This is a genomic window from Bacillus cereus group sp. MYBKT111-2, from assembly GCF_051915205.1.
Lineage (GTDB): Bacteria > Bacillota > Bacilli > Bacillales > Bacillaceae_G > Bacillus_A > Bacillus_A paranthracis.
This window is the reverse complement of sequence record NZ_JBQAEG010000006.1, coordinates 196,464-221,862: the sequence shown is the minus strand read 5'-3', so window position 1 is coordinate 221,862 and position 25,399 is coordinate 196,464. Positions and strand designations below refer to the sequence as shown.

The following is a 25,399-nucleotide window of genomic DNA, read 5'->3' as shown; positions in this document are numbered from 1 at the left end:
TCCATCCTACTTCACCCCCAATGTTTTCAATGTATTTTGAAGCGGATCCCCTAGTATTTCTGGCATTACTCCAATTGCAATAATGCAGAAGATAAGTAGCAAAATCGGGACATACTCCCATCCGTGTATATCAGCTTTCACTTCCCACTCTTTCTTACCGAATGTTACTTGCAGTGTTGCTCTTAATACGTATACAGCGGTTAAAATGATGCCAAGTACTCCGGCCGCAGCAATAACTGGCTCTCCTTGGAATAAACCGAGAAAGGCAAGAAATTCGCTAACAAATCCGGACATCCCCGGCAATCCAAGCGATGCCATTCCTCCCGCTAAGAAGAATCCGCTAAGTACCGGTACACTTTTTGCAAGTCCGCCAAGTGCTGTAATATCCGACGTTCCAAAGCGCTGTTCTATAACACCAAGTAAGAAAAAGAGTAAAGCTGCAATTAAACCGTGCGAAACAACTTGGAATAGAGCGCCTTGTGTACCTGGTGCATTTAACGCCCCAAGGCCCATTAATACAATACCCATATGTGAAATACTAGAGTAAGCAAGCACCTTCCGGAAGTCCGTTTGAATGAGTGCCAAGAAGGCTCCGTACAATAAATTGATGACTCCTAAAATCGCAATGAGCGTTGCAACCTCGCGAAAGTATTCCGGGAATAGCCCCTGGCCAAAGCGGATTATACCGTATGCTCCAATCTTCAGTAAAACACCTGCATGAAGCATAACTACAGCCGGATGTGCTTCAATATGTACATTGACCATCCAGCGATGTAACGGGAAAACGGGTAGTTTAATCGCAAAAGCGATCATTATGCTAAGAAACAAGCCGAACTGTAAGCTATTTGGGACAGCCATTCCTCCGCCAGCACCTACACTCGTTAATATTTCTTTAAGCTCTGTAATATTTGTTGTACCTGTTTTCGCAAATAAAACCGAGAAAACGATAAGCAAAATAGCGGAGCCAATACCGTTATATATTAAATAACTATAAGCAGCCTTTTCACTCGACAATTTCCCCCACTTCCCAATTAATAAAAACATCGGTGGCAATGTAATTTCAAAGAAGATAAAGAACAACATTAAATTTTGAGCAGCGAAGACACCGAGCATCCCTATTTCTAACATGAGTAACAGCATATAAAATGCTTTCAAATTCCTTTTAATCGTAAATGCCGCAATTGCTGCAAGCATCGCTAGAAGGGCCGTCAGTACCATCATAACGAGCGATAAACCATCAATACCAAGCTCGTAATAAATGGAAAACCACCTTTTATCCACCGCTGCAAAATCCCCAAATTTAATCCATTTCACTTTTTCATCAAATAGAGACAAACTCTTTCCAGAAGCATATGTACAAGCGAGGACGATAGCCATTCCGAATGGAAGCACCGTTCCAAATAAACCGAGCGCTCGCACTGTACGTGATTCTTTTTTCGGTGTGAATGTAAGTAAGAGAATTCCTAAAAGCGGGGAAAAAATGAAGAACGTTAATAACAAATCATTCATCGTAAATCCCCTCCCGTATAGAGCAAAATAATGAAGAGTACTGCAAGTGAAACAGCTGTTACAGTCCCGTACACTTGTACATTTCCGTTTTGGAGTCTAGAGCCAATTGCACTTATCCCTTTCACTAAACTCCCTATTAAAACGGCAATTCCTTCGACTACATACACTTCAAATAGGCGAAGCACATGAGCGATTCCTTTCGTAATAGGAAGCACCGTCATATTGTATAGTTCATCCACATAATATTTTTCTTTCAAAAGTTTATAAAGAGGCGAGTCCTCGCCACCAGCCCAATCTCTAGCAATAGATTTCTTGCCATATATGACATATGCAAGAGCAATCCCTGTCAAAGAAACGAGCGTCGCAACAATCATAATCCAAACTGGTCCGTGTGCCTCTCGCACTTTAAATGCTACATCTTTCGTAAGCCAATCTCCAAGAAACGTTCCAAACCACGGTGTATTTATATAGCCTGCCACGACTGCAAGAACGCCAAGGACAATCATCGGATACGTCATGATGCGGGGCGATTCATGCACATCTTCCTTCGTCTTTGCTTCCCCAGTAAAGACAAGAAAGTATAGGCGGAACATGTAGAACGCTGTTAGGAATGCTGCAATTATCGCTAAGACGAATAAAACGTAATTGCCGTTCATCCAAGCCGCCGCTAAAATTTCATCTTTACTAAAGAAGCCAGAAAGGAGTGGTACACCACTAATTGCAAGGGTACCGATTAAAAATAGTGCACCCGTTACTTTCATCTTCTTCTGTAAACCGCCCATTTTATTAATGTTTTGCGTATGCACTGCATGAATGACACTTCCTGCTGCCAAAAATAGTAGCGCTTTAAAAAAAGCGTGTGTCGTTAAATGGAACACACCAGCTACATAACCGGCAGATCCTAATGCAAGCATCATATACCCGAGCTGGCTAACTGTAGAATAAGCAAGTACTCTCTTTATATCCGTTTGTACAAGACCGATGGAAGCTGCAAAGATTGCAGTAAAGGCGCCAACAATTGCTACCGTCTGCATCGCCACCGCACTTGCTGAAAATAGCGGAAACATCGTTGCCACTAAATATACGCCAGCTGCGACCATTGTCGCCGCATGAATAAGTGCCGAAACAGGTGTCGGCCCTTCCATCGCATCCGGTAACCACGTATGAAGCGGGAACTGACCTGATTTCCCCATCGCTCCGATAAAAATTAAAATCGCCGTTATTGTAATCATTGTAGGGGTAAGATCACCCGTATGAATCGCCCTAAATATTGCGTCATATTCAAAACTACCTGCATGCCAAAAAATTAAGATCATCCCAATAAATAAACCGACATCGCCAATACGTGTCATAATAAAAGCTTTTTTCGCAGCAGCCCTCGCTTCTTCTTTAAAGAAGTAAAAACCGATGAGTAAGAACGAACCGAGGCCGACTAACTCCCAAAATATATAAAGCTGTAATAAATTCGGTGATATAACAAGCCCGAGCATCGCAAATGTAAAGAGCCCTAAATAAGCATAAAAGGTCGGTAATCTTTCCTCACCTTTCATATAACCTTTCGAATACACGTGTACAAGTAAACTCACAAGTGTAACGATAAACAACATTAAAGCCCCTAATGCTGTCACTTCAAAGCCAAATGATATATCAATATCTCCAGCTCTAAGCCATACCCACTTATGCTTCACTGGTACTGTCGAAAGTCTTTCTATTAATACAAGTACCGCACATATAAAGGAGAGAAAGACGAAGAAAATACTAAGTACACTGCTTCCTTCTCTAATTTTCTTCCCGAATATAATTAATAACAAAAACGAAACAAGCGGGAAAAGCGGTATGAGCCATGCATAATCGATCATTGTTTCCTTCCCCCTTTTCGGTCACAATGTTATCCTTTGAGCGTATCCATTTCATCTACATGAACTGTCGTACGGTTACGATATAAAGCAATTAAAATGGCGAGTCCTACCGCCGCTTCCGCTGCCGCTACGGCCATCGTAAACAAAGAGAAAATTTGCCCTGTTACATTTGGGAACAAACCTAATTTACTAAACGCTACTAAATTTAAATTGGCTGCGTTCAGCATTAATTCGATACAAACTAATACAATCACTGTATTTCGCTTCGTTAAAGCTCCAAATAAACCGATGCAAAATAAAATAATCGCAAGCGTTAAATATGCAGAAGCAGGAACGCTACTCATTGGAATCCTCCTCTTTCTCATCCTTCTTCGCAAGAATAATTGCACCGACAAGTGCTACAAGTAAAATAACTGAGGTTAGCTCAAATGGAATAATATATTTTGAATAGAGAAGTGTACCGATTTGAAGTGTGTTTTTTTCATGGAGAGGTAAACTTCCTTGTGTGCTTTCATTTGCAAAATCAATATTGTTAACAGCGAAATACATAACGGCCCCAAATGCTACAACCGCAAAGAAGATAATCCATTTTCGAAGAGTAAGACGCGATTCATTTTCTGCGTTATGTTTCGTTAACATAATGCCAAAAATCATAATAATGGTGATCGCACCCGAGTATAGTAAAATTTGTGCAACCCCGATAAATTCAGCTGATAAAAGAAAGTACAAACCTGCAATGCTGAGAAATGTCAGAACGAGAGCTAGCATCATATGCATGACTTTCGTTAAATTCAACATAAGAATGCCGCCGATAATTGCAGACAAGGATAGTATAAAGAATGCTATAAACTCGCCATTCATGCTTTATTCTCCTTCCTGACGTTTTCGTCGTTTTCATCAAGCCACTGCAAATTTTTAAATAAGTCATCCCGTGAATATTCCGCGAGTTCAAAGTTATTTGTCATAACAATCGCCTCTGTCGGACAAACTTCTGTACATAAATCACAAAGAATACAAATTTCAAAATTAATATCGTACGTGTCGATAATTTTTCCTTTTTTCGTAGGATCCGGATGTTTTTTCCCCGTTAACTGAATACAGTCTGTCGGACAAATATTGGAGCACTGGTTACAAACGATACACTTTTCTGGATAAAACTTTTGAATCCCTCGAAAACGATCTGGCAATGGCAACGGTTGATTCGGATAATCATACGTCACTTTCTTTTTACTCAAATTGCTTAATGTATATTTTAATCCTTTAAATAGCCCTTTCATCTCTTACTGGCACCCCCTTCATAGATTAGAAGAATAACTCCTTAATCAATGCCGTTAAGAAAATATTTGCAAGCGCAATTGGCAATAATACTTTCCAGCCAAACTCCATTAACTGATCACCTCTTATACGCGGAAACGTAACGCGGAACCAAATTAATAGAAAAACTACACTGCTAAACTTTAAAGCAAACCATACGGCACCTGGGATAAATCCAAGGAACATAACTGGATTCCATCCGCCTAAAAAGAGCACTGTAATTAAAGATGCCATCCCGAAGAAATATACGTACTCTGAAAGCATAAAGAACGCCCAGCGAAACCCTGAGTATTCCGTATGATATCCAGAAACAAGCTCCGACTCAGCTTCTGGTAAATCAAACGGCGTCCTATTTAACTCTGCTACTGCTGCGATTAAAAATACGATGAAACCGATTGGTTGCACGAAAATGTACCAAACATTTTCCTGCGCTGCTACGATTTCATTTAAATTTAAGCTACCAGCTAACAAAACGATCCCAATTACACTCATTACGAGCGGAATTTCATAAGAAATCATTTGCGCCGCTGCACGCATCCCTCCTAAAAGGGAATATTTATTATTCGATGCCCATCCTCCGGTTACGACACCAATCGTCGTAATGCCAGAAACGGCAATGTAATACAGTAAGCCTACGCCAATATCCGCAAACTGAAATTTATCAGTAAATGGGATGACTGCAAGCACCATAAATGCTGGTGCGAACGCAATGACAGGTGCTAATATAAACAACGGTTTATCTGCCGCCTTCGGAATACTATCTTCTTTCAATAATAGTTTTAAAACATCGGCTACCGTTTGCAACAGACCAAACCGGCCCCCGACTTGGTTTGGCCCAATCCGCCCTTGCATAAAACCCATCACTTTCCGTTCTGCCAAAATACCATATGTAACGAAACCAAGGACTGCAAATAATAGGAGCACCGCTAATCCGAAAAAAATGAAGAAATTCGTCCAGCTAGAAGGTGATTGTAAGAGCGTTTCAATCATTAGCCATCAACCTCCCCAAGTACAATATCCACTCCACCTAAAATCGTAATTAAATTGGCGATGTTTTCGCCTTTCAATAACTTCGGTAAAATTTGCAAATTGTAAAAAGACGGCCTGCGAAACTTCAAGCGGTACGGCTCTTTCTTTCCGTCACTAGCAATATAGCAACCAATCTCTCCTCGCGGCGACTCTATACGGACGAATGCTTCCCCTTTAGGAGCCTTAATAATTTTCGGTACTTTCGCAAGTACTGCTCCTTCTTTCGGGAACTGTTGAACCGCTTGCTCAACAATCTTTAAAGACTCCTCGATTTCTTGCATTCGGCAAACGTAGCGATCCCAAGCATCCCCCACGCTCCCAACAGGAATATCAAAATCAAAACGATCATAAATCGAATATGGCTCATCTTTGCGAAGATCCCAGTTTACTCCAGTGCACCGCAAATTTGCTCCGCTTAAAGAATACGAGATCGCTTCTTCCGCGCTATATATACCAACGCCTTTCACACGATTTAAGAAAATCTCATTACCGCTAACAAGATCATGATACCCTGCCAATTGCTCTCTCATATACGGAACAAACTCTTCCACCTTTTCAATCCAACCATCTGGCGCATCCCACTTCACACCACCAACTCTCATATAGTTAAAAGTAAGCCGGGCCCCGCATAATTCATTTAATAAATTTATAATCATCTCTCGTTCACGAAACGCGTACAGAAACGGGCTGACCGCTCCTATATCAAGAAGATTCGTCCCCCACCAAACGAGATGGCTTGCAATTCTTCCTAGCTCCATCGCAAGTACTCGCAAGTATTCGGCACGCTCTGGGATTTCAATCCCCATCATCGTCTCTACAGCATGGCAAATGACGTAATTATTCGTCATAGCCGATAAATAATCCATCCGATCTGTATAAGGGATAATTTGCGTATACTGTAAGCTCTCTGCAATCTTTTCGGTCCCGCGATGCAAATATCCAATAACCGGTGTAGCTTCTTTAATAATTTCCCCGTCAATTTTAATAACGAGCCTGAACACACCGTGCGTACTCGGATGCTGAGGACCTACATTCAAAAGCATTTCTTCCGTACGGATCATTAGCTACACCTCCACATCATACGGCTCATAATCTTTCCTAAGCGGATGTCCTATCCAATCATCAGGCATTAAAATACGTGATAAATTCGGATGCCCCTTAAATACAATGCCGAGCAAATCATACGCTTCCCGCTCTGGCCAATCTGCCCCTTTCCAAAGCGCTGTCACCGATTCCACTTGCGGTGCTTCCCTATCCAACTTCACCTTCACCGCTACTGACTGTTTCTTTCCATATGAAAATAAATGAACATACACTTCCATATGTGTCATAAAATCCGTCGCATGTAGCTCTGACATATAATCAAATGCAAGTCCCTCATGGAATCGCAGTAACTCCATTACTTCATAATATTTTGAGGACTCCACTACAAGAGTTGGTACATCTTTGGAAAGTTTATTAATGTAGCAATCTACTATAGCACCCTCTCCTACTTTTCCCTTAATAACTTCAACATACTGATTTAAATACGGTTGATTCACAGATGGCTCTTCCTGCTTCGCTTCCTCTTCCTTCTTACCTTCAGCACCCTTCATCTTCGCCCTTGCAGCCGCTGCCGCTTTTGCCTTCGCTGCTGCAATTGCCTTCTCCTTTTCATCTCCCGAATCCCCATCACCTTGCGAAGCTTTCTGCTTCGCTAGCGCCGCTGCTTTTGCCTTTGCGGCCGCCACAGCCTTTGCTTTCGCCTTGGCCTTTTCTTCTTCCGTCACTTCTTCTGTTCCTTCTCTTTTTTGCTTCGCTAACGCCGCTGCTTTCGCTTTTGCGGCTGCTGCTGCCTTCGCCTTTGCTTTGGCCTTTTCTTCTTCTGTTCCTTCTTCTGTTCCTTCTCTTTTTTGTTTCGCTAACGCCGCCGCTTTCGCTTTTGCCGCCGCTGCTGCCTTCGCCTTTGCTTTGGCCTTTTCCTCTTCCGTCACTTCTTCTGTTCCTTCTCTTTTTTGCTTCGCTAACGCCGCCGCTTTCGCTTTTGCCGCCGCTGCTGCCTTCGCCTTTGCTTTGGCCTTTTCCTCTTCCGTCACTTCTTCTGTTCCTTCTCTTTTTTGTTTTGCTAACGCCGCCGCTTTCGCTTTTGCCTTTTCCTCTTCCGTTACTTCTTCTATTCCTTCTCTTTTCTGTTTCGCTAACGCCGCTGCTTTTACTTTTGCCGCCGCGGCTGCACGTCGTTTTGCTTCTTCTATAGTCATATCGTCATTTTTTGGTAGCGCTTTCTCTTTTTCGTGATTTTCTTCCTCAAGTTTACTTATTCCCACACCATGTTTCGCAACGAGACGCTTTCTCGCCTCTTCTTTCGCACGCCTAGCCGCTTCTCTTTTTAAATCCTCTAAGTCTTTGTTAGGATCACTCATTTATTCGTCACCTGCTTTCCCGTCTTTGCTTCGTAACGAATTTTTTCTTTTAATTTATTAATTCCATAAATTAAAGCTGCAGGATTTGGTGGGCAACCAGGGATATACACGTCAACTGGCACAATTTGATCTACACCTTTCACAACAGCGTACGAATTTACATATGGACCACCTGCTGTCGCACAAGATCCCATTGCAATAACCCATTTCGGTTCAGGCATTTGGTCATATAAGCGCCGAACAATAGGAGCCATCTTCTTCGTTACCGTTCCCGATACAATCATAACGTCCGATTGCCTTGGTGAAGTCCGAAAAAATGACCCAAATCGATCTAAATCATAATGTGATGAACCTACTCCCATCATTTCAATTGCACAGCATGCCAGTCCGAATGTCATCGGCCATAAAGAATTACTTCGCGCCCATCCTTTCAACTGTTCCAATGTAGAAAAAAAGATATTTCGTTCTAATTCCGCTCGCTCATTTGGATGTAATTCCTCAAAATTTATAACCATTGTAACACCTTCTTTTTCCAAGCATACGCTAATCCAACTAGCAACATTACAACAAAGATGAGCATTTCAATCAGTGCAAATAAACCGAGGTTGTCATATGCAACAGCCCATGGATATAAAAATAAAGTTTCTACATCAAAGATGACAAACAATAAAGCAAAAATATAATAACGAGCATGAAACCGAATATTCGCATCATGAAAAGGCTCAATCCCGCTCTCATACGTCGTCGCTTTCGCTGCACTTGGTTTATTTGGGCGCAGCATCCTTCCTAATGTAAGAGCCACTACCGGCAGCAATATACCTAATAGCAAGAAAATCAAAACGATCATATAACTATTTTCATATACACTTGCCATTGTGAAACCCTCCCCCCTAAATTAAGAACAAGTTCACTTAGTAAACAATATGTCCTAGTTGCAGTAATTATTATTTTTAAATTTTTCTAAATAATGCAACTATTTTAATCATTATAGCAAACTTCAAATTCCTATGTCGATATGTTGGGGACAGAAACGAGAATTATTAAAATCTGTTTTTATAACTTGCTATACTTGCGCAAAATAAGTATATAGGTTATATATGTTTTTTAAGAAACTATAAAAAATACAAAAGAGGAATTTATATGTATATACCGTGGGTGAGATAGATGAAAAAACAAACACATGTAAGTATTCTTATAAGCATTACATTGCTATCTATAGTAATTCATTACGTGGCAATGCCTTTTCTATATGAATACTCATTTCCCTTTCAAATATTAATTGGAATGAGTACCTTATTCATTGATATTATCGCTTGTAGTTATATACTTTATTTTTCAAATATGAAAGAAGGGTTACCTCGTTTATTTTGGACGATATTATGCGTTGGAACTCTCTCTTATTTCATCGGGGATATCGTCGTTGCCTATCAACGTTTAATTTTAAAGGACTACTATACATTCGTTGATCCCTCCGACTTTTTTTATTTACTTTTTTTAATTAGCTTTGCATTCGCCTTTCTATATGAAATCATTTATAACCGAGATTTATTAGAAAAGCTTTTTATGATATGTGATATTTGTATTATTGTTACAGCACAATTTACTTTAAGTTACTACTTACTTATTGAAAGAACCATTCACATTTCTTCAACATCCTATATCGACATATTTGTTCAACTTACTTATCCAATGACCGATTTACTCTTTTTCCTCATAGGAATTAATCTGTTATTCAAGCCTTTATCTTTATTATCCAAAAAGGTTGGCGCACTTCTTGGCAGTGCTTTACTTTTATATGCTACTACAGATGCGATTTATGCTTATATCAAATACTTCATACCCGAGTATTCTATGTTTACAGTTACTCCTCTTTATCAAGTAACTTTAGTACTAGTAGCAATCGCATGTATTATCCATACAAAAGAACCTGAAAAACAAGAACAAGTGCTATTAACACCTAAATTTGGGGAAGCGATCAGATTATCATTACCTTATATTTCTGTCGTAATGCTTATTGTTTTCATATTAGTCGAATATGTTTTTGCGCCTATTATAGTAATTGGGCTTATGATAACTTTCTCCTTCGTTCTCATACGCCATAGTTTAGTTCGAAAACAAAATAAAATATTATTATTAGCCCAAATGCAATTCAACTCAGAACTCGAAAAACAAATTGAACTGCGTACAGAAGATTTAGTAGAACAAAAAAATGAACTGTATCATAACCAACAAATGTTTAAATCTTTATACGAGCATCATCCAGATCCAATCTTCACATTAGATTTATACGGTAATTTTCTTAACGTGAATAACGCTGGTACGACTTTACTCGGTTATCAAACGAATGAATTATTAAATCAGCCTTACTATTCACTTACGTATGAAGAAGATTTGGAAGAAATCATTAATGCCTTTCATCGCGTAAAAAAGGGGAAATCTATTTCTTTAGAAATACGGGCATATCATAAAAATAGAGATATTTACTACTTGCATGTGACAGCTGTTCCTATCTTTTTAAAGGATCATATTTCTGGAGTTTATTTAATGATTAAAGATATTACAGAAAGCAAACAACAACAAGAACAAATTAATTTTTTAGCATATCATGATACACTAACAGAGCTTGCAAATCGACGTGCATTTCATCAATATGTAGAACAAGCAATTGCGCGATCCAAAATATCAAAAATGCCTTTTGCTGTTATGTTTCTTGACCTAGATCGCTTTAAAGTTATTAACGATACCCTCGGTCATAGGGTAGGAGACCTTCTATTAATTGCAGTAGCAAAAAGACTCGAAAGTATAGCGACACCAAATATGAAGCTTGCCCGATTAGCTGGAGATGAGTTCACAATCCTTATCGAAAATTATAAAAAGAGGCCAGATGTAAAAAAAATAGCTGATACAATTGTAGCAGCCATGAACGAACCATTCGAAATTGAAAATCAACATTTACAAATCTCACCGAGCATCGGGATAGCAATATACCCTGAAGCAGGTGAAGATCCGTTATCAATTTTACAACATGCTGATATGGCCATGTACGAAGCAAAAAATAAAGGAAAAAATGGTAGCTCTCTGTACACAAAAGAATTGTATAAAAAAATGGAACGAAAAGCTCGAATTGAAAAAGATTTACCACTCGCTTTAGTAAAAGAAGAATTTTATCTCGTCTATCAACCACAAATTGATATTACGACGAAAAAGATTATTGGTGCTGAAGCATTACTACGCTGGAAACACCCACTCCTAGGTGAAATTCCACCATGTGAGTTCATTCCAATTGTAGAGGAGACTCCTCAAGTCATTCCACTTGGTCATTGGGTATTAAATGAATCTTGTCGTCAGCTAAAAATATGGCATACTTTTGGCTATAAAGATTTAAAAATAAGTGTTAACTTATCAGCTAAAGAGTTCCAACAAAATAATTTAATCACAAATATTTTACAAATAATAACAGACGTTAAAGTCGATCCAAAAGATGTAACACTTGAGTTAACAGAACGAATTGCAATGATCGATGAAAAAGAAACATTATCCAAGCTAAAGCAATTAAAGGAATATGGTATTCAAACGTCCATTGATGACTTCGGGACCGGCTATTCTTCTCTCGCTTATTTATCCATTTTCCCTATTGATACATTAAAAGTACCGAGAGAATTTACACAACTAGCTGATCATCGGCCTGAAGAAAGGGCCATCGTTTCCACTATCCTTTCCCTTGCAAATACGTTAAACCTTTCTGTCGTTGCTGAAGGAATTGAAACAGAAAAACAACTTAAGTTTCTACAAAAGAACAACTGTAAATATATGCAAGGTTACTATTTCAGTAAACCACTTACTAGTCATCAATTTATAAGATTTCTACAAAAAACACCTAGTATGAATCAATAGCTCATACTGGGTGTTTTTATCATGCTATTTACTTTAAAATGTCGGAGTTTTTTTCTCGTAATACTCCTCTGCAATCTCTTCATAAAAGGCTGCTGACGTCGTATAAAAATATGGAATTAGCCATAGGAATCCAATCCCGAGTGTAATACAACTTAATATAAACCAACCAATAAAGCTCAAACATAAAATGAAATACTCCATCTTATGTCCATCCATCATACGACGGCTTTCTGTAATCGCTTGATTCATAGAATACTCAGGGTGATCATTTATTATAAAGTACGTCATCGCATAAGAAAATGATTTAATAATGCCTGGGATAATGAACAGTAACGTCCATAAGAAAAGATAAAAATTTACTAATAAATATAATAAAAATGACTTTAAAAATCTCTTTCCCTCTGAAAACCAAATGAACACATTACCGATACTAGCTTGCTTTTCACGAAGGATATTTAAAGCAAGATAATATCCACCTAAAGTTAAAGGCCCAGTAACAAAAAATGTAATGATATTTATTGAAATTGAATTTTTCGTTTCTTTCCAATCAAAAATTGAAGAAAATCCCCACTCAATACTAAAACTAAAAATCATGATTAGAATTGAAATAAGTAATGTCGCCCCGACAGCTAATCCCCATTTCCCTTCTAATGAATCCAGTGCTTCTCCTTTTAAATCACTAATCATGTTTAGCCTCGCCTCCTATACACAATAATTCTATTAGTATAGCATACTCCTACTGCAATTCACCCTTTGAAATGTAGCGATAAAAATGCGCTGTCGTTGTACTCACGTACGGACTAAGCCATAGAAATCCTATTCCAAGTGTAAAAATCGCTAAAATGGCCCACCCTATAAAGCTTAGCCATAAAAGAAATAGATCTAATTTGTGCCCCTTCATCAGATTCTTACTTTCTTTCATTGCCTGCGAAACACTATATTCTGGTTTTTCAACCATCACATAATATGTCATCGAATATGAAAAATACAAAATAGCCATTACAATAAACGAAATAGCTAATAAAATAAAGAAAACAATTATAAATGATGGATTTGCATTCTCATCAAGAAAACCTAATAGCCCAAATACAATCGTTCCTAACATCGGAACCCATGTACCTGTATATAACAAAATCGCAAGCATAGCCCACATTGTTTTCATCATTCTTTTAAAACCACGAAATCCTTCAAATAAATAATCTACTCTAGCATCTTCTCGTTTACTTATTTGTAGAAACAAATTCGTATAACCGTATGAGGTAATGCCATAAGCCGCATAACTTAAAATTATCATAAGGCAGTAAAAAAGCCCAAACGTAATAGCAGCTCCAATTGCCATCGCGTCTTCTTCAATGGAACCAGTTGAAATAGACAATAAAAGAACTATTATAACTGCTGGAATTGATAGGATAAGCATTACAGCCATTGAAACGACGTAACTTATAATATGATATAAAATCGTTGATCCAACACCTAGTCCCCATTTTCCTTTTAAAGAGTGCAATGCTTCTCGCTTCATTTCACCGATCATTTATTCATCCCCTTTATAAATTGTTGTACATTCTCTACTTATACAAGCACCAATATAATTATACCATTTTTGTAAAATTATCCATAAACTACATAAAAAAATCCGTAAAGGCAAAGCCTTTACGGATTTTTTTATTTCATATCGGAAACGTTTAAACGGTTCACAGCACGTTGTAATGCCATTTCTGCACGTTTAAAGTCAACATGTGCTTGTTTATCTTGCAGACGTTGCTCAGCACGACGCTTCGCTTCATTTGCACGATGGATATCGATATGGTTTGCTTCTTCAGCAGATGATGATAATACAGTTACTTTATCTGGACGAACTTCGATAAAGCCACCACTTACTGCTACATAATCAGTGTGTCCACCATTTTTCAGACGAACTGCACTAATTTTTAATGGTGCAACAGTTGGAATGTGACCTGGTAAAATCCCCATTTCCCCACTCTCTGCTTTTACACTTACCATCTCTACTTCTTTTTCGTAAACCGGTCCATCAGGAGTTACAATACTGACTGGAAATGTCTTCATACTTCGTCCCTCCTAAGGCCTTACGCCATCATTTTCTTCGCGTTTTCAATAACTTCTTCAATGCTACCAACAAGGCGGAATGCATCTTCTGGAAGGTCATCATATTTTCCTTCTAGAATTTCTTTGAAACCACGAACTGTTTCTTTTACAGGTACGTAAGAACCTTTTTGACCTGTAAACTGCTCCGCTACGTGGAAGTTTTGAGATAAGAAGAATTGAATACGACGAGCACGATGTACAACTAACTTATCTTCTTCAGATAACTCATCCATACCTAAGATAGCGATGATATCTTGAAGCTCTTTGTAACGTTGTAAAGTTTGCTGTACTTGACGAGCCACTTCATAATGCTCTTCTCCTACGATTTCTGGAGAAAGTGCACGAGATGTAGATGCTAATGGATCTACGGCTGGGTAAATACCCATTTGCGTTAAACGACGCTCTAAGTTTGTTGTTGCATCTAAGTGAGCGAACGTTGTAGCTGGTGCTGGGTCAGTATAGTCATCGGCTGGTACATATACCGCTTGGATAGACGTGATAGACCCTTTATTTGTAGATGTAATACGCTCTTGTAATTGACCCATTTCTGTTGCAAGTGTTGGTTGGTAACCTACCGCAGATGGCATACGACCAAGAAGGGCAGATACTTCAGAACCCGCTTGCGTGAAACGGAAGATGTTATCGATGAACAGAAGAACGTCTTGTCCTTGCTCATCACGGAAATGCTCAGCCATTGTTAAACCTGTTAATGCAACACGTTGACGTGCTCCAGGTGGCTCGTTCATTTGTCCGAATACCATCGCAGTTTTCTTAATTACGCCAGAATCGCTCATTTCGTGGTATAAGTCATTACCCTCACGAGTACGCTCACCTACACCAGCGAATACAGAGATACCACCGTGTTCTTGTGCGATGTTGTTGATTAATTCCTGAATTAATACCGTTTTACCTACACCGGCACCACCGAATAGACCGATCTTACCACCCTTAATGTAAGGAGCAAGTAAGTCTACTACTTTAATACCAGTTTCAAGAATTTCTACTTTAGTAGATAATTCTTCGAATGCAGGTGCTTGACGGTGAATTGGATCACGACGTACATCCGCAGGAACCTCACCATCTAAGTCAATTGCATCACCTAATACGTTAAATACACGACCAAGTGTTGCATCACCAACTGGTACAGAAATTGCTTTACCAGTATCTTCTACTTCTGTGCCACGAACAAGTCCATCTGTGGAAGACATTGCAACTGTACGAACTGTGTCATCACCTAAATGAAGTGCAACTTCAAATGTTAAGTTAATGCTTGTTCCGTTTTCGTTGCTCTGTTTTACCGTAAGGGCGTTGTAGATTTCTGGTAGCTTTCCGCCATCAAACTTAACGTCTACAACCGGACCCATGATTTGCGTAACGCGCCCTTTATTCATCGGGTTCCCTCCTAGCTTTCTTTTAATTAGCCAACTTTCTACGAGCAGTTAGCTTTTCATTTTTTATTAGTTTATAGCTTACGCGACTCTTTTGACAGAGCCGCTTCCGCTTTTTATTGAATCTAGTTCCAGCGGCTAGAACAGTCGGTCATTTCGCGCCTTCCTACGAGGCAAAGAACGCCTCTTTGTCAGGAGTTCCAATGCCCTCCCCTTCTGGGCAAGCCACCTACGCTTTTTATTGAATCTAGCTCCGGCGGTTAGAATGTTCGGAGGCTTCGCTTTTTCCTGCGAGGCACAAATCGCCTCTACGTCAAAAGCTCCATCCCCCTCTCATTCTGAACGAACCGCCTACGCTTTTTATTACTATTCTAACGCTGCTGCTCCACCAACGATTTCCGTAATTTCTTGCGTAATCGCTGCCTGACGCGCACGGTTGAATGAAAGTGTAAGTGAATCGATAACTTCCATTGCGTTGTCTGTAGCACTCTTCATTGCTGTCATACGCGCTGCGTGCTCACTTGCTTTACCGTCTAGTAATGCACCGTACACTAAGCTTTCTGCGTATTGTGGCAATAGTACTTTTAAAATTTCTTCTTCAGAAGGTTCGAATTCATAAGCTGTCGTCGGTTTATCAGACGCCACATCAGTAAGCGGTAAAATTTTATTTTCCGTTACTTCTTGTGAAATTTTACTTACGTAATGGTTGTAGTAAATATACAGCTCATCATAAGCACCATCTGCGAACATCGCAATTGCTCGAGAAGCAAGGTCTTTAATATCAGTAAATGATGGGTGGTCAGATAATCCAACTACTTCATCAATGATGTTAAAGCCGCGACGTTTTAAATAATCACGTCCTAGTCGTCCAAGCACAATAATTGAATATTGGTTTGAATCCATATTATGACGTTCACGAATTACGTTACTTACTGTACGTAATACGTTACTGTTATAACCACCTGCTAGTCCGCGATCAGATGTAATAACGATGTATCCTGTACGCTTTACAGGACGCGCATTTAGCATTGGATGATTAATTCCTTTACTTCCTTGCGCAATGCTCGCTACTACTTCTTGAATCTTTTCCATATACGGAACGAAAGATTTAGCATTTTGCTCTGCACGGTTTAACTTAGATGCAGATACCATCTCCATCGCTTTCGTAATTTGACTCGTTTTCTTTGTCGAGTTAATCTTCGCTTTTATATCGCGTAAAGATGCCACAGGTTTTCACCACCTTTTTTCCGGAAGTTGGCACGATTAGTAAGAATTCTCTTCCTAATCTACGTTGCAAGATATTCTTGCTCATGATTGAAGGAAAAGAATAGGTGCACCTACTCTTTTCCTTTACATAACCGTCAGCAATCTCAGAAATTGAGATGCCTTTATATATTATCTAGCTCCAGCGGCTTGAATGCTCGGTGGCTTCACTTCTTCCTACGAGGCAAAAACCGCCTCTTCGTCAGAAGCTCCATCCCCCTCACATTCAGGACGAGCCGCTTCCGCTTTTATTAATCTAGTTCCGCCTCTTAGCCGATGGGGCTAAACAGTCGGCTTCACTTTTTATTACTCAGAAGCTACGAATACTTTTTTAAATCCGTTAATTGCTGCTGCAAATTTGTCGTCATCCGCAAGTTTCTTAGTTGTGCGGATTTCTTCTAATAAGTCAGTCGCATTAGAATCTAACCAAGCATGGAATTCTTCTTCGAAACGAGTGATATCTACTACTGGGATATCATCTAGGAATCCACGTGTTAAAGCGTAAAGAATGATAACTTGTTTCTCTACACGTAACGGTTTGTGTAATCCTTGTTTTAATACCTCAACAGTACGAGCACCACGGTTTAGTTTCGCTTGAGTTGCTTTATCTAGGTCAGAACCGAACTGAGCGAACGCTTCTAACTCACGGTAAGATGCAAGGTCAAGACGAAGTGTACCTGATACTTTACTCATTGCTTTAATCTGAGCAGATCCACCTACACGAGATACAGAAGTACCCGCATCGATCGCTGGACGTACGCCAGAGAAGAATAGGTCAGATTGTAAGAAGATTTGTCCATCCGTAATTGAGATTACGTTTGTTGGGATGTAAGCTGATACGTCCCCTGCTTGTGTTTCGATGAAAGGTAGTGCAGTTAAAGAACCGCCGCCTTTTGCATCACTTAATTTTGCTGCACGCTCTAATAAGCGAGAATGTAAGTAGAATACATCCCCTGGGTAAGCTTCACGACCTGGAGGACGACGTAATAGTAATGACAGCTCACGGTAAGCTGCTGCTTGTTTTGATAAGTCATCATATACTACTAATACGTGTTTACCATTGTACATGAACTCTTCACCCATTGTTACACCAGCATAAGGAGCTAGGTATAATAATGGAGCTGGTTGAGAAGCAGATGCAGTTACAACGATTGTGTACTCTAATGCACCATGCTTACGTAGTGTTTCTACTACGTTACGTACAGTTGATTCTTTTTGTCCGATTGCTACGTAGATACAAATCATATCTTCATCTTTTTGGTTAATGATTGTATCTAGTGCAACTGCTGTTTTACCTGTTTGACGGTCACCGATGATTAACTCACGTTGACCACGGCCAATTGGTACAAGAGCGTCGATCGCTTTAATACCTGTTTGAAGTGGCTCATGAACAGATTTACGATCCATTACACCTGGTGCTGGACTTTCGATTGGACGAGTGTTTGTTGTATTGATTGGGCCTAAACCATCAACTGGTTGACCTAATGGGTTTACAACACGACCAATTAGTTCTTTTCCTACTGGTACTTGCATGATGCGACCAGTACGACGAACTTCGTCACCTTCACGGATTTCTGTGTAAGGTCCTAAAATGATAATACCTACGTTGTTTTCCTCTAAATTTTGTGCTAGTCCCATAACGCCGTTAGAGAACTCTACAAGTTCACCAGCCATAACGTTATCAAGACCATGAGCACGCGCGATACCGTCACCAACTTGGATAACTGTACCAACATCACTAACTTCGATTTCAGACTGATAGTTCTCGATTTGTTGCTTTATCAGTGCGCTAATTTCTTCAGCTCTGATGCTCATGTGCTTCACCCCTATCTATTCTTCATTAATTCACGCTGAATACGTGCTAATTTTCCTTGTAAACTTCCGTCATAAATGCGATTTCCAATACGTACTTTAATGCCGCCTAGTAAATCTTCATCTACAACATTTTTTACGCGAATTGCATCTTTTCCTGTTCTCTTTGCAAATGCTTCTGCAATGTTAAGCTTCTCTTCTTCCGATAGAAGACGAGTAGAATATACAGTTGCGTCCGCTACGTTACGTTCTTCATTAGCAAGAACAACATATTCATCTGCAATTTCAGGTAAGATATCAATGCGTTTGTTATCAATTAAAATATATAACGTATTTAAAATAGATTCAGAAACAGACCCGAATACGTTTGCAAGAAACGTTTTCTTTTGTTCCTTTGAAATGTTTGGTTGCGTTAAAAAGCTATGTAGTTCTCCGTTCTTTACATAAACGTTTTGTACAAGGCTTAATTCCTCTTCAAACATTTCTAATACGTGTTTTTCTTTAGCAATTTTAAAAAGAGCGACAGCATAACGTTTTGCTACAATCCCATTGCTCATCGCGCTTCTCCTACTTCTTTAATATAATCGCGAATTAACTTCACTTGATCTTCTTCTTTTAATTCTTTTTCAATTACTTTAGAAGCAATTTGAACAGATAAAGAAGCAACTTGTTCTTGTAAAGCAGCAATCGCTTGCTCTTTTTCGCGTTGAATTTCTTGTACAGCAGATGCTTTAATTGATTCTGCTTCTTCTTTCGCAGCAGCAACAATAGCATCCTTTTGATCTACAGCTTGTTTTTTCGCTCTTTCGATTAACTCTTGTGCTTCAACACGTGATTGTTTTAACATTTCACGTTGTTCTTCTACTAACTTCTTCGCTTCAGCGTTACTTCTTTCTGCAGCGTCGATTTCATTAGTAACATGCTCTTCACGTTCTTTCATAATCCCCATTAAAGGACCCCACGCGAATTTGCGTAGCATTACTAATAGAAGTAAGAAAATGAACAATGTATAAGCAATCGTTCCAAATGGAATGGCAGCCCCTAATAATAAAGTTGGCACAAGGATTCACTCCCTTCAAAATATCTAAATTGATCATATGAAAAAAAAAGACATACGTTTCGTTCATAAAGCAATGGCGAAGAAAGTTCGGAAAAACACTCTTCGCCATCTATGTAAGGGGAGTCTCCCTTATTTGTTCATTACGATGAATGCAATAACTACACCGATGATTGGAAGTGCCTCAACTAAAGCAACCCCGATGAACATAATTGTTTGAAGTGCGCCTTTTAATTCTGGTTGACGAGCAACACCTTCGATTGTACGTGATACGATAAGACCGTTACCAATACCTGCACCTAATGCTGATAAACCAATTGCAATTGCAGCTGCGATTACACCTAAACTCATTTAATTTGTCCTCCTTTGTATTATAAAAAAATAAATTTTTTCTTACTTAAATTATATTAATGGTCATGGCTTACTTTATGAGCCATATAAACCATCGTTAACATAACGAAAATAAATGCTTGGATTGATCCAACGAATACACTGAATCCCATCCATGCTAACATCGGTACAAGTGCACCTAATGCTCCAAGGAATGATGCTCCGCCCAACTTAGCAAGTAATCCTAATAAGATCTCACCTGCATAAATGTTACCAAATAAACGAAGACCTAACGTTAATGTGTTAGCAAACTCCTCAATAACCTTTAATGGGAATAAGAATTTCATAGGTTGGAAATAACCTTTTACGTATTCTTTCGTACCCTTCATCTTAATTCCATAATAATGGGTGAGGGTAACTACCATCACGGCTAATGTTAATGTAACTGCTGGATCAGACGTTGGTGATCTCCACCATGCAATATGTTCGCCAGCTTCAGTTGCTGAATACATGAATGGTAAACCAAGGAAGTTCGATACGATGATAAACATGATAAGCGTAACGCCAAGCGTTAAGAAACGTCCACCTGTTTTCCAGTCCATCGTACTATTGATAATCCCTTTCACGAAGTCAAACACCCATTCCATGAAGTTTTGCATTCCTGTTGGGCGAAGAGCTAAGCTGCGAGTTCCGATAACAGCGATTAAGAAAACAATAACTGCTGCTACAGTAACCATCATAACTGATGACAAATCGAACGTTAAACCTAGAAATTCAACTAATTTACCGTGTTCCACTAGTAATTCACCTCTCTTCCCTGCTCTTATACTCTAAATAAAGAAAATCTATGATCATGACAAGGTATCCTGTCAGCAATCCTACACCTAAGCCCCACATCGCAATTAACTCTTGATATTTGGCTGCAAATAAAATTAATAACCCAATCGTGGCGAATCTTGAATATGTACTTACCGCTGTCGCCTTAAACTTCACGTTTTCTCCATTTGTCACGCGATCCAACAGCTTGTCTGTCCTACGTGCAATGATGCGCAAACTAAGAAAACTGAAAATCGTTCCGATAATCAGTCCAAGAAATACATCCTTGTAAGAGGTGAATCCCCATCCTAGCACTAGAAGCGCAAGCAAGTAGTACATATATTTCTTTTGTCTTTGGACAAGTCCATGTACGTCTATCATCATTGCTCTCCCGAATAGTAATGTCGAATGAGTCGAATCATTGCGTATACCCCTGTTCCTAATCCGAGTAATAACCCTATAATAAGAAACAATGGAAACGTTCCAACCTTATTATCAATCCACTGCCCACCAAAGATCCCAACAAGAATAGAACCGACTAACTGAGCAAGAATACCTGACATTAAAGCATAAGCTTTTATATGGCTGCGATCGTTTTTTTGCAAGGATTCATCCCTCCAATATGTAACCCTCATTCACGATGTGTTAATAATAACTCATTTTTTTGCATAAATCCTAGACAAAATAAAAAGTTTACATTTTCGTCACGGAATAGATGTATTTTTGTCACTGAAAGCCCTACCATCTATCCCCGTTGTTAGCATACAATAGGGTATTAACAGTGTCAACGAGAAATCGTAAAAAATCAAAAAATTTGAGTATTAGTCATTTCCTCCCAAAAATGAAAACGTTCCCCTTCTAAATACTGGTTAGAGATATGAAATTTCTAACAGTTTTCTCTTTATAATAGAAGGAAATGTTCACAAGTTTGTCACTATTATATTTTTACGATATAACGCTTTCCTTCCATAATATAGTGCTCTTTAGACGTAAGACTTCTATATTATATGTGATGTGTATGCACCTTATGTTGTATATACTATGTATATTTATCCTCTCCCCTCCCCTACTTGCTTACATCAAAAAAAGACGAGCTGAGGAATCCCCCTGCTCGTCAGTTGTCTTACTTCGTTCCGAATAAACGGTCACCAGCATCACCAAGACCTGGTACTACATATCCGTGGTCATTTAATTTCTCATCTAATGCTGCTACATAAATATCAACATCAGGATGTTCTTCTTGTACTACTTTTACTCCTTCTGGAGCTGCAACGATACACATTAATTTAATTTGTTTTGCACCGCGCTTTTTCAGAGAGTTAATTGCTTCAGCTGCAGAACCACCTGTTGCTAGCATCGGATCTAGTACGATAAAGTCACGCTCTTCTACATCCGTTGGAAGTTTCACATAGTATTCTACCGGTTGCAATGTTTTAGGGTCGCGGTATAAGCCAACGTGTCCTACTTTTGCTGCTGGAATTAATTTCAGAATTCCATCAACCATTCCTAAACCTGCACGTAAAATCGGAATTAAACCAAGTTTTTTACCAGCGATCACTTTTGTTGTCGCTTTGCTTACAGGAGTCTCAATTTCAATGTCTTTAAGTGGAAGGTCGCGAGTAATTTCAAAAGCCATTAAGCTTGCTACTTCGTCCACTAATTCACGAAAATCTTTCGTACCTGTATTCTTGTCGCGAATATATGTAATCTTATGTTGAATTAACGGGTGATCAAATACATACAGTTTTCCCATGTGAATCTCTCCTTTAGATGATATTCATGCGTTTGCACGCTTTTTTACACTATTTACGATTGTAAAGAAAACACTCCTAATATTCAAGGGCAAATTTGGAAAAGTCATGATTTCCGATGAATCTATCTAGTATCTTTACCAATTATGGGAGCTGTATCCTTCATTATATCGCCAAAATTTATTCATCATTTGTATACATACTTAAAGAACAATATATGTCCACAAAAAAGACTGCTAAAACAATTATGTCTCAGCAGCCTTCTTCAATCTATTATAGATCTGTGTACATTGGGAATTTGCTCGTTAACGCTTCTACACGCTTACGCGCTTCTTCTAATGCAGCTTCATTTTCATGATTTTTTAATGTGTAAGCAATAAGTGAAGCAATTTCATCCATGTCTTCTAAACCGAAACCGCGAGATGTTACAGCTGCTGTACCGATACGTACACCACTTGTTACAAATGGGCTTGCTGTTTCAAATGGAATTGTATTTTTGTTCACAGTAATACCAACTTCGTCTAATACATGCTCTGCTACTTTACCTGTGATTTCTAAGTTACGAACATCAATTAAGATTAAGTGATTGTCTGTTCCACCAGAAACAAGTGTAAGTCCTTCTTTTTGAAGACCTTCAGCTAAGCGGTTCGCATTGTTAATGATATTTTGTGCATATGTTTTGAAATCATCTTGAAGTGCCTCACCAAACGCAACAGCTTTTGCAGCGATTACGTGCATAAGTGGACCACCTTGAATACCAGGGAAGATGGATTTATCAATTTGTTTTGCAAATTGTTCTTCACATAAAATCATACCACCACGTGGGCCACGTAACGTTTTATGTGTTGTCGTTGTAACGAAATGTGCATGTGGTACTGGGTTTGGATGTAAACCAGCAGCTACTAAACCAGCGATATGTGCCATATCAACCATTAAGTATGCGCCCACTTCATCTGCAATCTCACGGAATCGTTTGAAATCGATAACACGAGGGTATGCACTTGCACCTGCAACGATTAATTTTGGTTTATGTTCTTTCGCTTTTGCTAATACATCATCGTAATTAATACGGTGAGATTCAGCATCCACGCCATATTCTACGAAATTATATTGTACTCCACTGAAGTTAACAGGGCTTCCGTGTGTTAAGTGACCACCATGAGATAAATTCATACCAAGTACTGTATCGCCTTGCTCTAAAATCGTGAAGTATACTGCCATGTTCGCTTGTGCACCAGAATGCGGTTGAACATTTACGTGCTCTGCGCCGAAAATTTCTTTTACGCGATCACGTGCGATATCTTCTACTACGTCTACATGTTCACAACCACCATAGTAACGTTTCCCAGGATATCCTTCAGCATACTTATTCGTTAAAACAGAACCTTGCGCCTCCATTACTGCTTCACTTACGAAGTTTTCCGAAGCAATTAACTCAATCTTCGAACGCTGTCTTCCTAGTTCTGCCTCAATTGCAGCAAATACCTTTTCATCTTGACGTTTTAAATGATCCACCAAAATCCCCCTTTTCTGAACGAATTACATCGATTCCCAACAGTTTTTTCTTATTTATTCAGAAAAAACGAAAATTCAGGTTGTAATTCTTTCGAACCTTCATGTTTTCAACTACATTCTAACATGACTTTCTATATCATAAAAGAAAAAAAAGACCGAAAATCGGTCTTTTCTTTCTTCTATAATAAAGTCAGACAACATACCTTATTCATAACTTTAACGGCAAGTGATAGTCTCTTCCTTCGCCGCATAAACAGCACGTGCTCCACCAATTAGCTTTCCACGTGTTGTTGCCATCGTTACATGTGCACTTCCAATTTCCTTCACACTAGTACGAACCGGAACAGCTACGTGCTTTAAATGCATACCGATAAATGTATCACCAATATCCATTCCCGCATCTGCTTTAATAAACTCAATTACTACCGGATCTTTCAAATTGTGATAAGCATATGTTGCTAATGCACCACCTGCTGATCTAACAGGCGTAACTGTTACAATTTCAAATTGATATTTCATCGCCAACTCTTTCTCAACTACTAAAGCACGGTTTAAATGCTCACAACATTGAAACGCCAACTCAATACCTGTTTGTTCTTGAAATTGTTTTAACTCAGAAAAAATCGCCTCTGCTACTTCCATCGTTCCTGATGTCCCAATTCTTTCTCCTAGCACTTCGCTCGTACTACACCCCACTACAAAAATTTGACCACTTTGTAATGAAGCTTGTTCTTGGAAATCAGAAAGCGAAATTTGTAGCTGTTCTCTTACCTTTACGATTTCTGTCATTACGCCTCTTCCTTTCACAGGTTGGTTCACCAAATTATATTTCCTACTGCTTCTAGTTAGAATCTATTACTTTGCTTCGTATGTTTTAATTTTTCCTACGCGGTTTTCGTGACGGCCGCCTTCAAATTCAGTTGTTAACCAAATTTTTGCGATGTCGCGTGCTAGACCAGCACCAATTACACGCTCGCCCATTGCTAACATGTTTGTATCGTTATGCTCTCTCGTTGCTCTCGCACTGAAAGTATCATGAACTAACGCACAACGAATACCATTTACTTTGTTTGCAGCAATTGACATACCGATGCCTGTCCCACAAACTAAAATACCACGATCTACTTCGCCATTTGCTACCATTTCCGCTGCTGGAAACGCAAAATCAGGGTAATCAACAGAACCAGCTTCACATTCACAACCTAAATCAATATATTCAATATTTAACTCTTCTAATAAACTTACAAGTTCTTTACGGATATTCATACCGCCGTGATCAGATGCTACTACTACTTTCATTTTTACCCCTCCAAAGTTTCAATCCATTATCTTCATTCTCACTTAATCCTTTAATGGG

General features: G+C 39.1%; 28 protein-coding genes. 1 reads left to right on the top strand and 27 read right to left on the bottom strand.

Features of this window, described 5'->3' with window-relative positions; all coding sequences use genetic code 11:
- Positions 1-6 precede the first annotated feature (6 nt).
- From ACTFNE_RS18540 to nuoA, 10 genes are read right to left on the bottom strand one after another with little or no spacing between them, the layout of a single operon-like run.
- The gene (locus ACTFNE_RS18540) at positions 7-1,509 is read right to left on the bottom strand and encodes an NADH-quinone oxidoreductase subunit M (RefSeq protein WP_270705729.1); all 1,503 of its coding nucleotides are present in this window, start codon (positions 1,507-1,509) and stop codon (positions 7-9) included.
- Positions 1,506-3,368 (bottom strand): NADH-quinone oxidoreductase subunit L, encoded by a 1,863-nt coding sequence (gene nuoL, locus ACTFNE_RS18535; protein WP_270705726.1) that lies wholly within the window; start codon positions 3,366-3,368, stop codon positions 1,506-1,508. The genes ACTFNE_RS18540 and nuoL overlap by 4 nt, the downstream gene beginning before the upstream one ends.
- A gap of 29 nt (positions 3,369-3,397) precedes the next feature.
- Entirely contained in the window at positions 3,398-3,712 is a 315-nt protein-coding gene (gene nuoK, locus ACTFNE_RS18530; protein ID WP_000100082.1) for an NADH-quinone oxidoreductase subunit NuoK, read from the bottom strand.
- Positions 3,705-4,229, bottom strand: a complete 525-nt coding sequence (locus ACTFNE_RS18525; protein WP_270705724.1) for an NADH-quinone oxidoreductase subunit J — start codon at positions 4,227-4,229, stop codon at positions 3,705-3,707. The genes nuoK and ACTFNE_RS18525 overlap by 8 nt, the downstream gene beginning before the upstream one ends.
- Positions 4,226-4,645 carry an NADH-quinone oxidoreductase subunit NuoI gene (nuoI, locus tag ACTFNE_RS18520; RefSeq protein ID WP_000677191.1) on the bottom strand — a complete coding sequence of 140 codons (420 nt, stop codon included), beginning with the start codon at positions 4,643-4,645 and terminating at the stop codon, positions 4,226-4,228. Before nuoI ends, ACTFNE_RS18525 begins: the two co-directional genes overlap by 4 nt.
- 25 nt (positions 4,646-4,670) lie before the next feature.
- Positions 4,671-5,672 (bottom strand): NADH-quinone oxidoreductase subunit NuoH, encoded by a 1,002-nt coding sequence (nuoH, locus tag ACTFNE_RS18515; protein ID WP_000573429.1) that lies wholly within the window; start codon positions 5,670-5,672, stop codon positions 4,671-4,673.
- Entirely contained in the window at positions 5,672-6,772 is a 1,101-nt protein-coding gene (gene nuoD / locus ACTFNE_RS18510; protein ID WP_270705722.1) for an NADH-quinone oxidoreductase subunit NuoD, read from the bottom strand. The genes nuoH and nuoD overlap by 1 nt, the downstream gene beginning before the upstream one ends.
- 3 nt (positions 6,773-6,775) lie before the next feature.
- Positions 6,776-8,113: an NADH-quinone oxidoreductase subunit C gene (locus ACTFNE_RS18505; protein WP_439998241.1), complete on the bottom strand. Its 1,338-nt coding sequence runs from the start codon at positions 8,111-8,113 to the stop codon at positions 6,776-6,778.
- Positions 8,110-8,628 carry an NADH-quinone oxidoreductase subunit NuoB gene (gene nuoB / locus ACTFNE_RS18500; protein WP_000236331.1) on the bottom strand — a complete coding sequence of 173 codons (519 nt, stop codon included), beginning with the start codon at positions 8,626-8,628 and terminating at the stop codon, positions 8,110-8,112. The genes ACTFNE_RS18505 and nuoB overlap by 4 nt, the downstream gene beginning before the upstream one ends.
- Entirely contained in the window at positions 8,619-8,987 is a 369-nt protein-coding gene (gene nuoA, locus ACTFNE_RS18495; protein ID WP_000179275.1) for an NADH-quinone oxidoreductase subunit NuoA, read from the bottom strand. Before nuoA ends, nuoB begins: the two co-directional genes overlap by 10 nt.
- Positions 8,988-9,277: 290 nt before the next feature.
- Between nuoA and ACTFNE_RS18490 the strand changes: the two genes are divergently transcribed.
- Positions 9,278-12,007: a putative bifunctional diguanylate cyclase/phosphodiesterase gene (locus ACTFNE_RS18490; RefSeq protein ID WP_270705220.1), complete on the top strand. Its 2,730-nt coding sequence runs from the start codon at positions 9,278-9,280 to the stop codon at positions 12,005-12,007.
- 33 nt (positions 12,008-12,040) lie between these two features.
- Here the strand turns inward: ACTFNE_RS18490 and ACTFNE_RS18485 are convergent, their stop codons facing one another.
- The 17 genes from ACTFNE_RS18485 to rpiB all read right to left on the bottom strand — a co-directional run bounded on the left by ACTFNE_RS18485 (position 12,041) and on the right by rpiB (position 25,341).
- Complete coding sequence (locus ACTFNE_RS18485; RefSeq protein ID WP_046198004.1) at positions 12,041-12,694, bottom strand: DUF975 family protein; 654 nt, start codon at positions 12,692-12,694, stop codon at positions 12,041-12,043.
- A gap of 49 nt (positions 12,695-12,743) precedes the next feature.
- Positions 12,744-13,538 carry a DUF975 family protein gene (locus tag ACTFNE_RS18480; RefSeq protein WP_000578788.1) on the bottom strand — a complete coding sequence of 265 codons (795 nt, stop codon included), beginning with the start codon at positions 13,536-13,538 and terminating at the stop codon, positions 12,744-12,746.
- A gap of 131 nt (positions 13,539-13,669) precedes the next feature.
- A complete protein-coding gene (gene atpC, locus ACTFNE_RS18475) occupies positions 13,670-14,071 on the bottom strand; it encodes a F0F1 ATP synthase subunit epsilon (RefSeq protein WP_000847211.1) in 402 nt (133 codons plus the stop codon).
- 20 nt (positions 14,072-14,091) lie between these two features.
- Positions 14,092-15,501, bottom strand: coding sequence for a F0F1 ATP synthase subunit beta (gene atpD, locus ACTFNE_RS18470; protein ID WP_001032602.1), 1,410 nt, complete (start codon positions 15,499-15,501; stop codon positions 14,092-14,094).
- 363 nt (positions 15,502-15,864) lie between these two features.
- Positions 15,865-16,725, bottom strand: coding sequence for a F0F1 ATP synthase subunit gamma (atpG, locus tag ACTFNE_RS18465; RefSeq protein ID WP_000157696.1), 861 nt, complete (start codon positions 16,723-16,725; stop codon positions 15,865-15,867).
- A 342-nt stretch (positions 16,726-17,067) separates the two neighbouring features.
- The gene (gene atpA, locus ACTFNE_RS18460; protein WP_000027518.1) at positions 17,068-18,576 is read right to left on the bottom strand and encodes a F0F1 ATP synthase subunit alpha; all 1,509 of its coding nucleotides are present in this window, start codon (positions 18,574-18,576) and stop codon (positions 17,068-17,070) included.
- An 11-nt stretch (positions 18,577-18,587) separates the two neighbouring features.
- The gene (gene atpH / locus ACTFNE_RS18455; RefSeq protein WP_270705219.1) at positions 18,588-19,130 is read right to left on the bottom strand and encodes a F0F1 ATP synthase subunit delta; all 543 of its coding nucleotides are present in this window, start codon (positions 19,128-19,130) and stop codon (positions 18,588-18,590) included.
- Positions 19,127-19,633, bottom strand: a complete 507-nt coding sequence (gene atpF, locus ACTFNE_RS18450; protein WP_001142617.1) for a F0F1 ATP synthase subunit B — start codon at positions 19,631-19,633, stop codon at positions 19,127-19,129. The genes atpH and atpF overlap by 4 nt, the downstream gene beginning before the upstream one ends.
- A 129-nt stretch (positions 19,634-19,762) precedes the next feature.
- Positions 19,763-19,981, bottom strand: coding sequence for a F0F1 ATP synthase subunit C (atpE, locus tag ACTFNE_RS18445; RefSeq protein WP_000052064.1), 219 nt, complete (start codon positions 19,979-19,981; stop codon positions 19,763-19,765).
- A gap of 56 nt (positions 19,982-20,037) precedes the next feature.
- On the bottom strand, positions 20,038-20,757 hold the full coding sequence (gene atpB / locus ACTFNE_RS18440) for a F0F1 ATP synthase subunit A (RefSeq protein WP_000399870.1): 720 nt from the start codon (positions 20,755-20,757) through the stop codon (positions 20,038-20,040).
- 7 nt (positions 20,758-20,764) lie between these two features.
- Entirely contained in the window at positions 20,765-21,157 is a 393-nt protein-coding gene (locus ACTFNE_RS18435; RefSeq protein ID WP_000567600.1) for an ATP synthase subunit I, read from the bottom strand.
- Positions 21,157-21,381: an AtpZ/AtpI family protein gene (locus tag ACTFNE_RS18430; protein ID WP_001171223.1), complete on the bottom strand. Its 225-nt coding sequence runs from the start codon at positions 21,379-21,381 to the stop codon at positions 21,157-21,159. Before ACTFNE_RS18430 ends, ACTFNE_RS18435 begins: the two co-directional genes overlap by 1 nt.
- Before the next feature lie 26 nt (positions 21,382-21,407).
- Positions 21,408-21,521: a DUF4024 domain-containing protein gene (locus ACTFNE_RS18425; RefSeq protein ID WP_270705218.1), complete on the bottom strand. Its 114-nt coding sequence runs from the start codon at positions 21,519-21,521 to the stop codon at positions 21,408-21,410.
- A gap of 378 nt (positions 21,522-21,899) precedes the next feature.
- The gene (upp, locus tag ACTFNE_RS18420; protein WP_000517539.1) at positions 21,900-22,529 is read right to left on the bottom strand and encodes a uracil phosphoribosyltransferase; all 630 of its coding nucleotides are present in this window, start codon (positions 22,527-22,529) and stop codon (positions 21,900-21,902) included.
- Between the two features lie 271 nt (positions 22,530-22,800).
- Entirely contained in the window at positions 22,801-24,042 is a 1,242-nt protein-coding gene (gene glyA, locus ACTFNE_RS18415) for a serine hydroxymethyltransferase (protein ID WP_000349816.1), read from the bottom strand.
- Positions 24,043-24,258: 216 nt separating this feature from the next.
- Positions 24,259-24,831, bottom strand: coding sequence for a TIGR01440 family protein (locus ACTFNE_RS18410; RefSeq protein WP_000136362.1), 573 nt, complete (start codon positions 24,829-24,831; stop codon positions 24,259-24,261).
- A 66-nt stretch (positions 24,832-24,897) separates the two neighbouring features.
- Positions 24,898-25,341 carry a ribose 5-phosphate isomerase B gene (gene rpiB, locus ACTFNE_RS18405; RefSeq protein ID WP_000869919.1) on the bottom strand — a complete coding sequence of 148 codons (444 nt, stop codon included), beginning with the start codon at positions 25,339-25,341 and terminating at the stop codon, positions 24,898-24,900.
- Between the last annotated feature and the right edge of the window lie 58 nt (positions 25,342-25,399).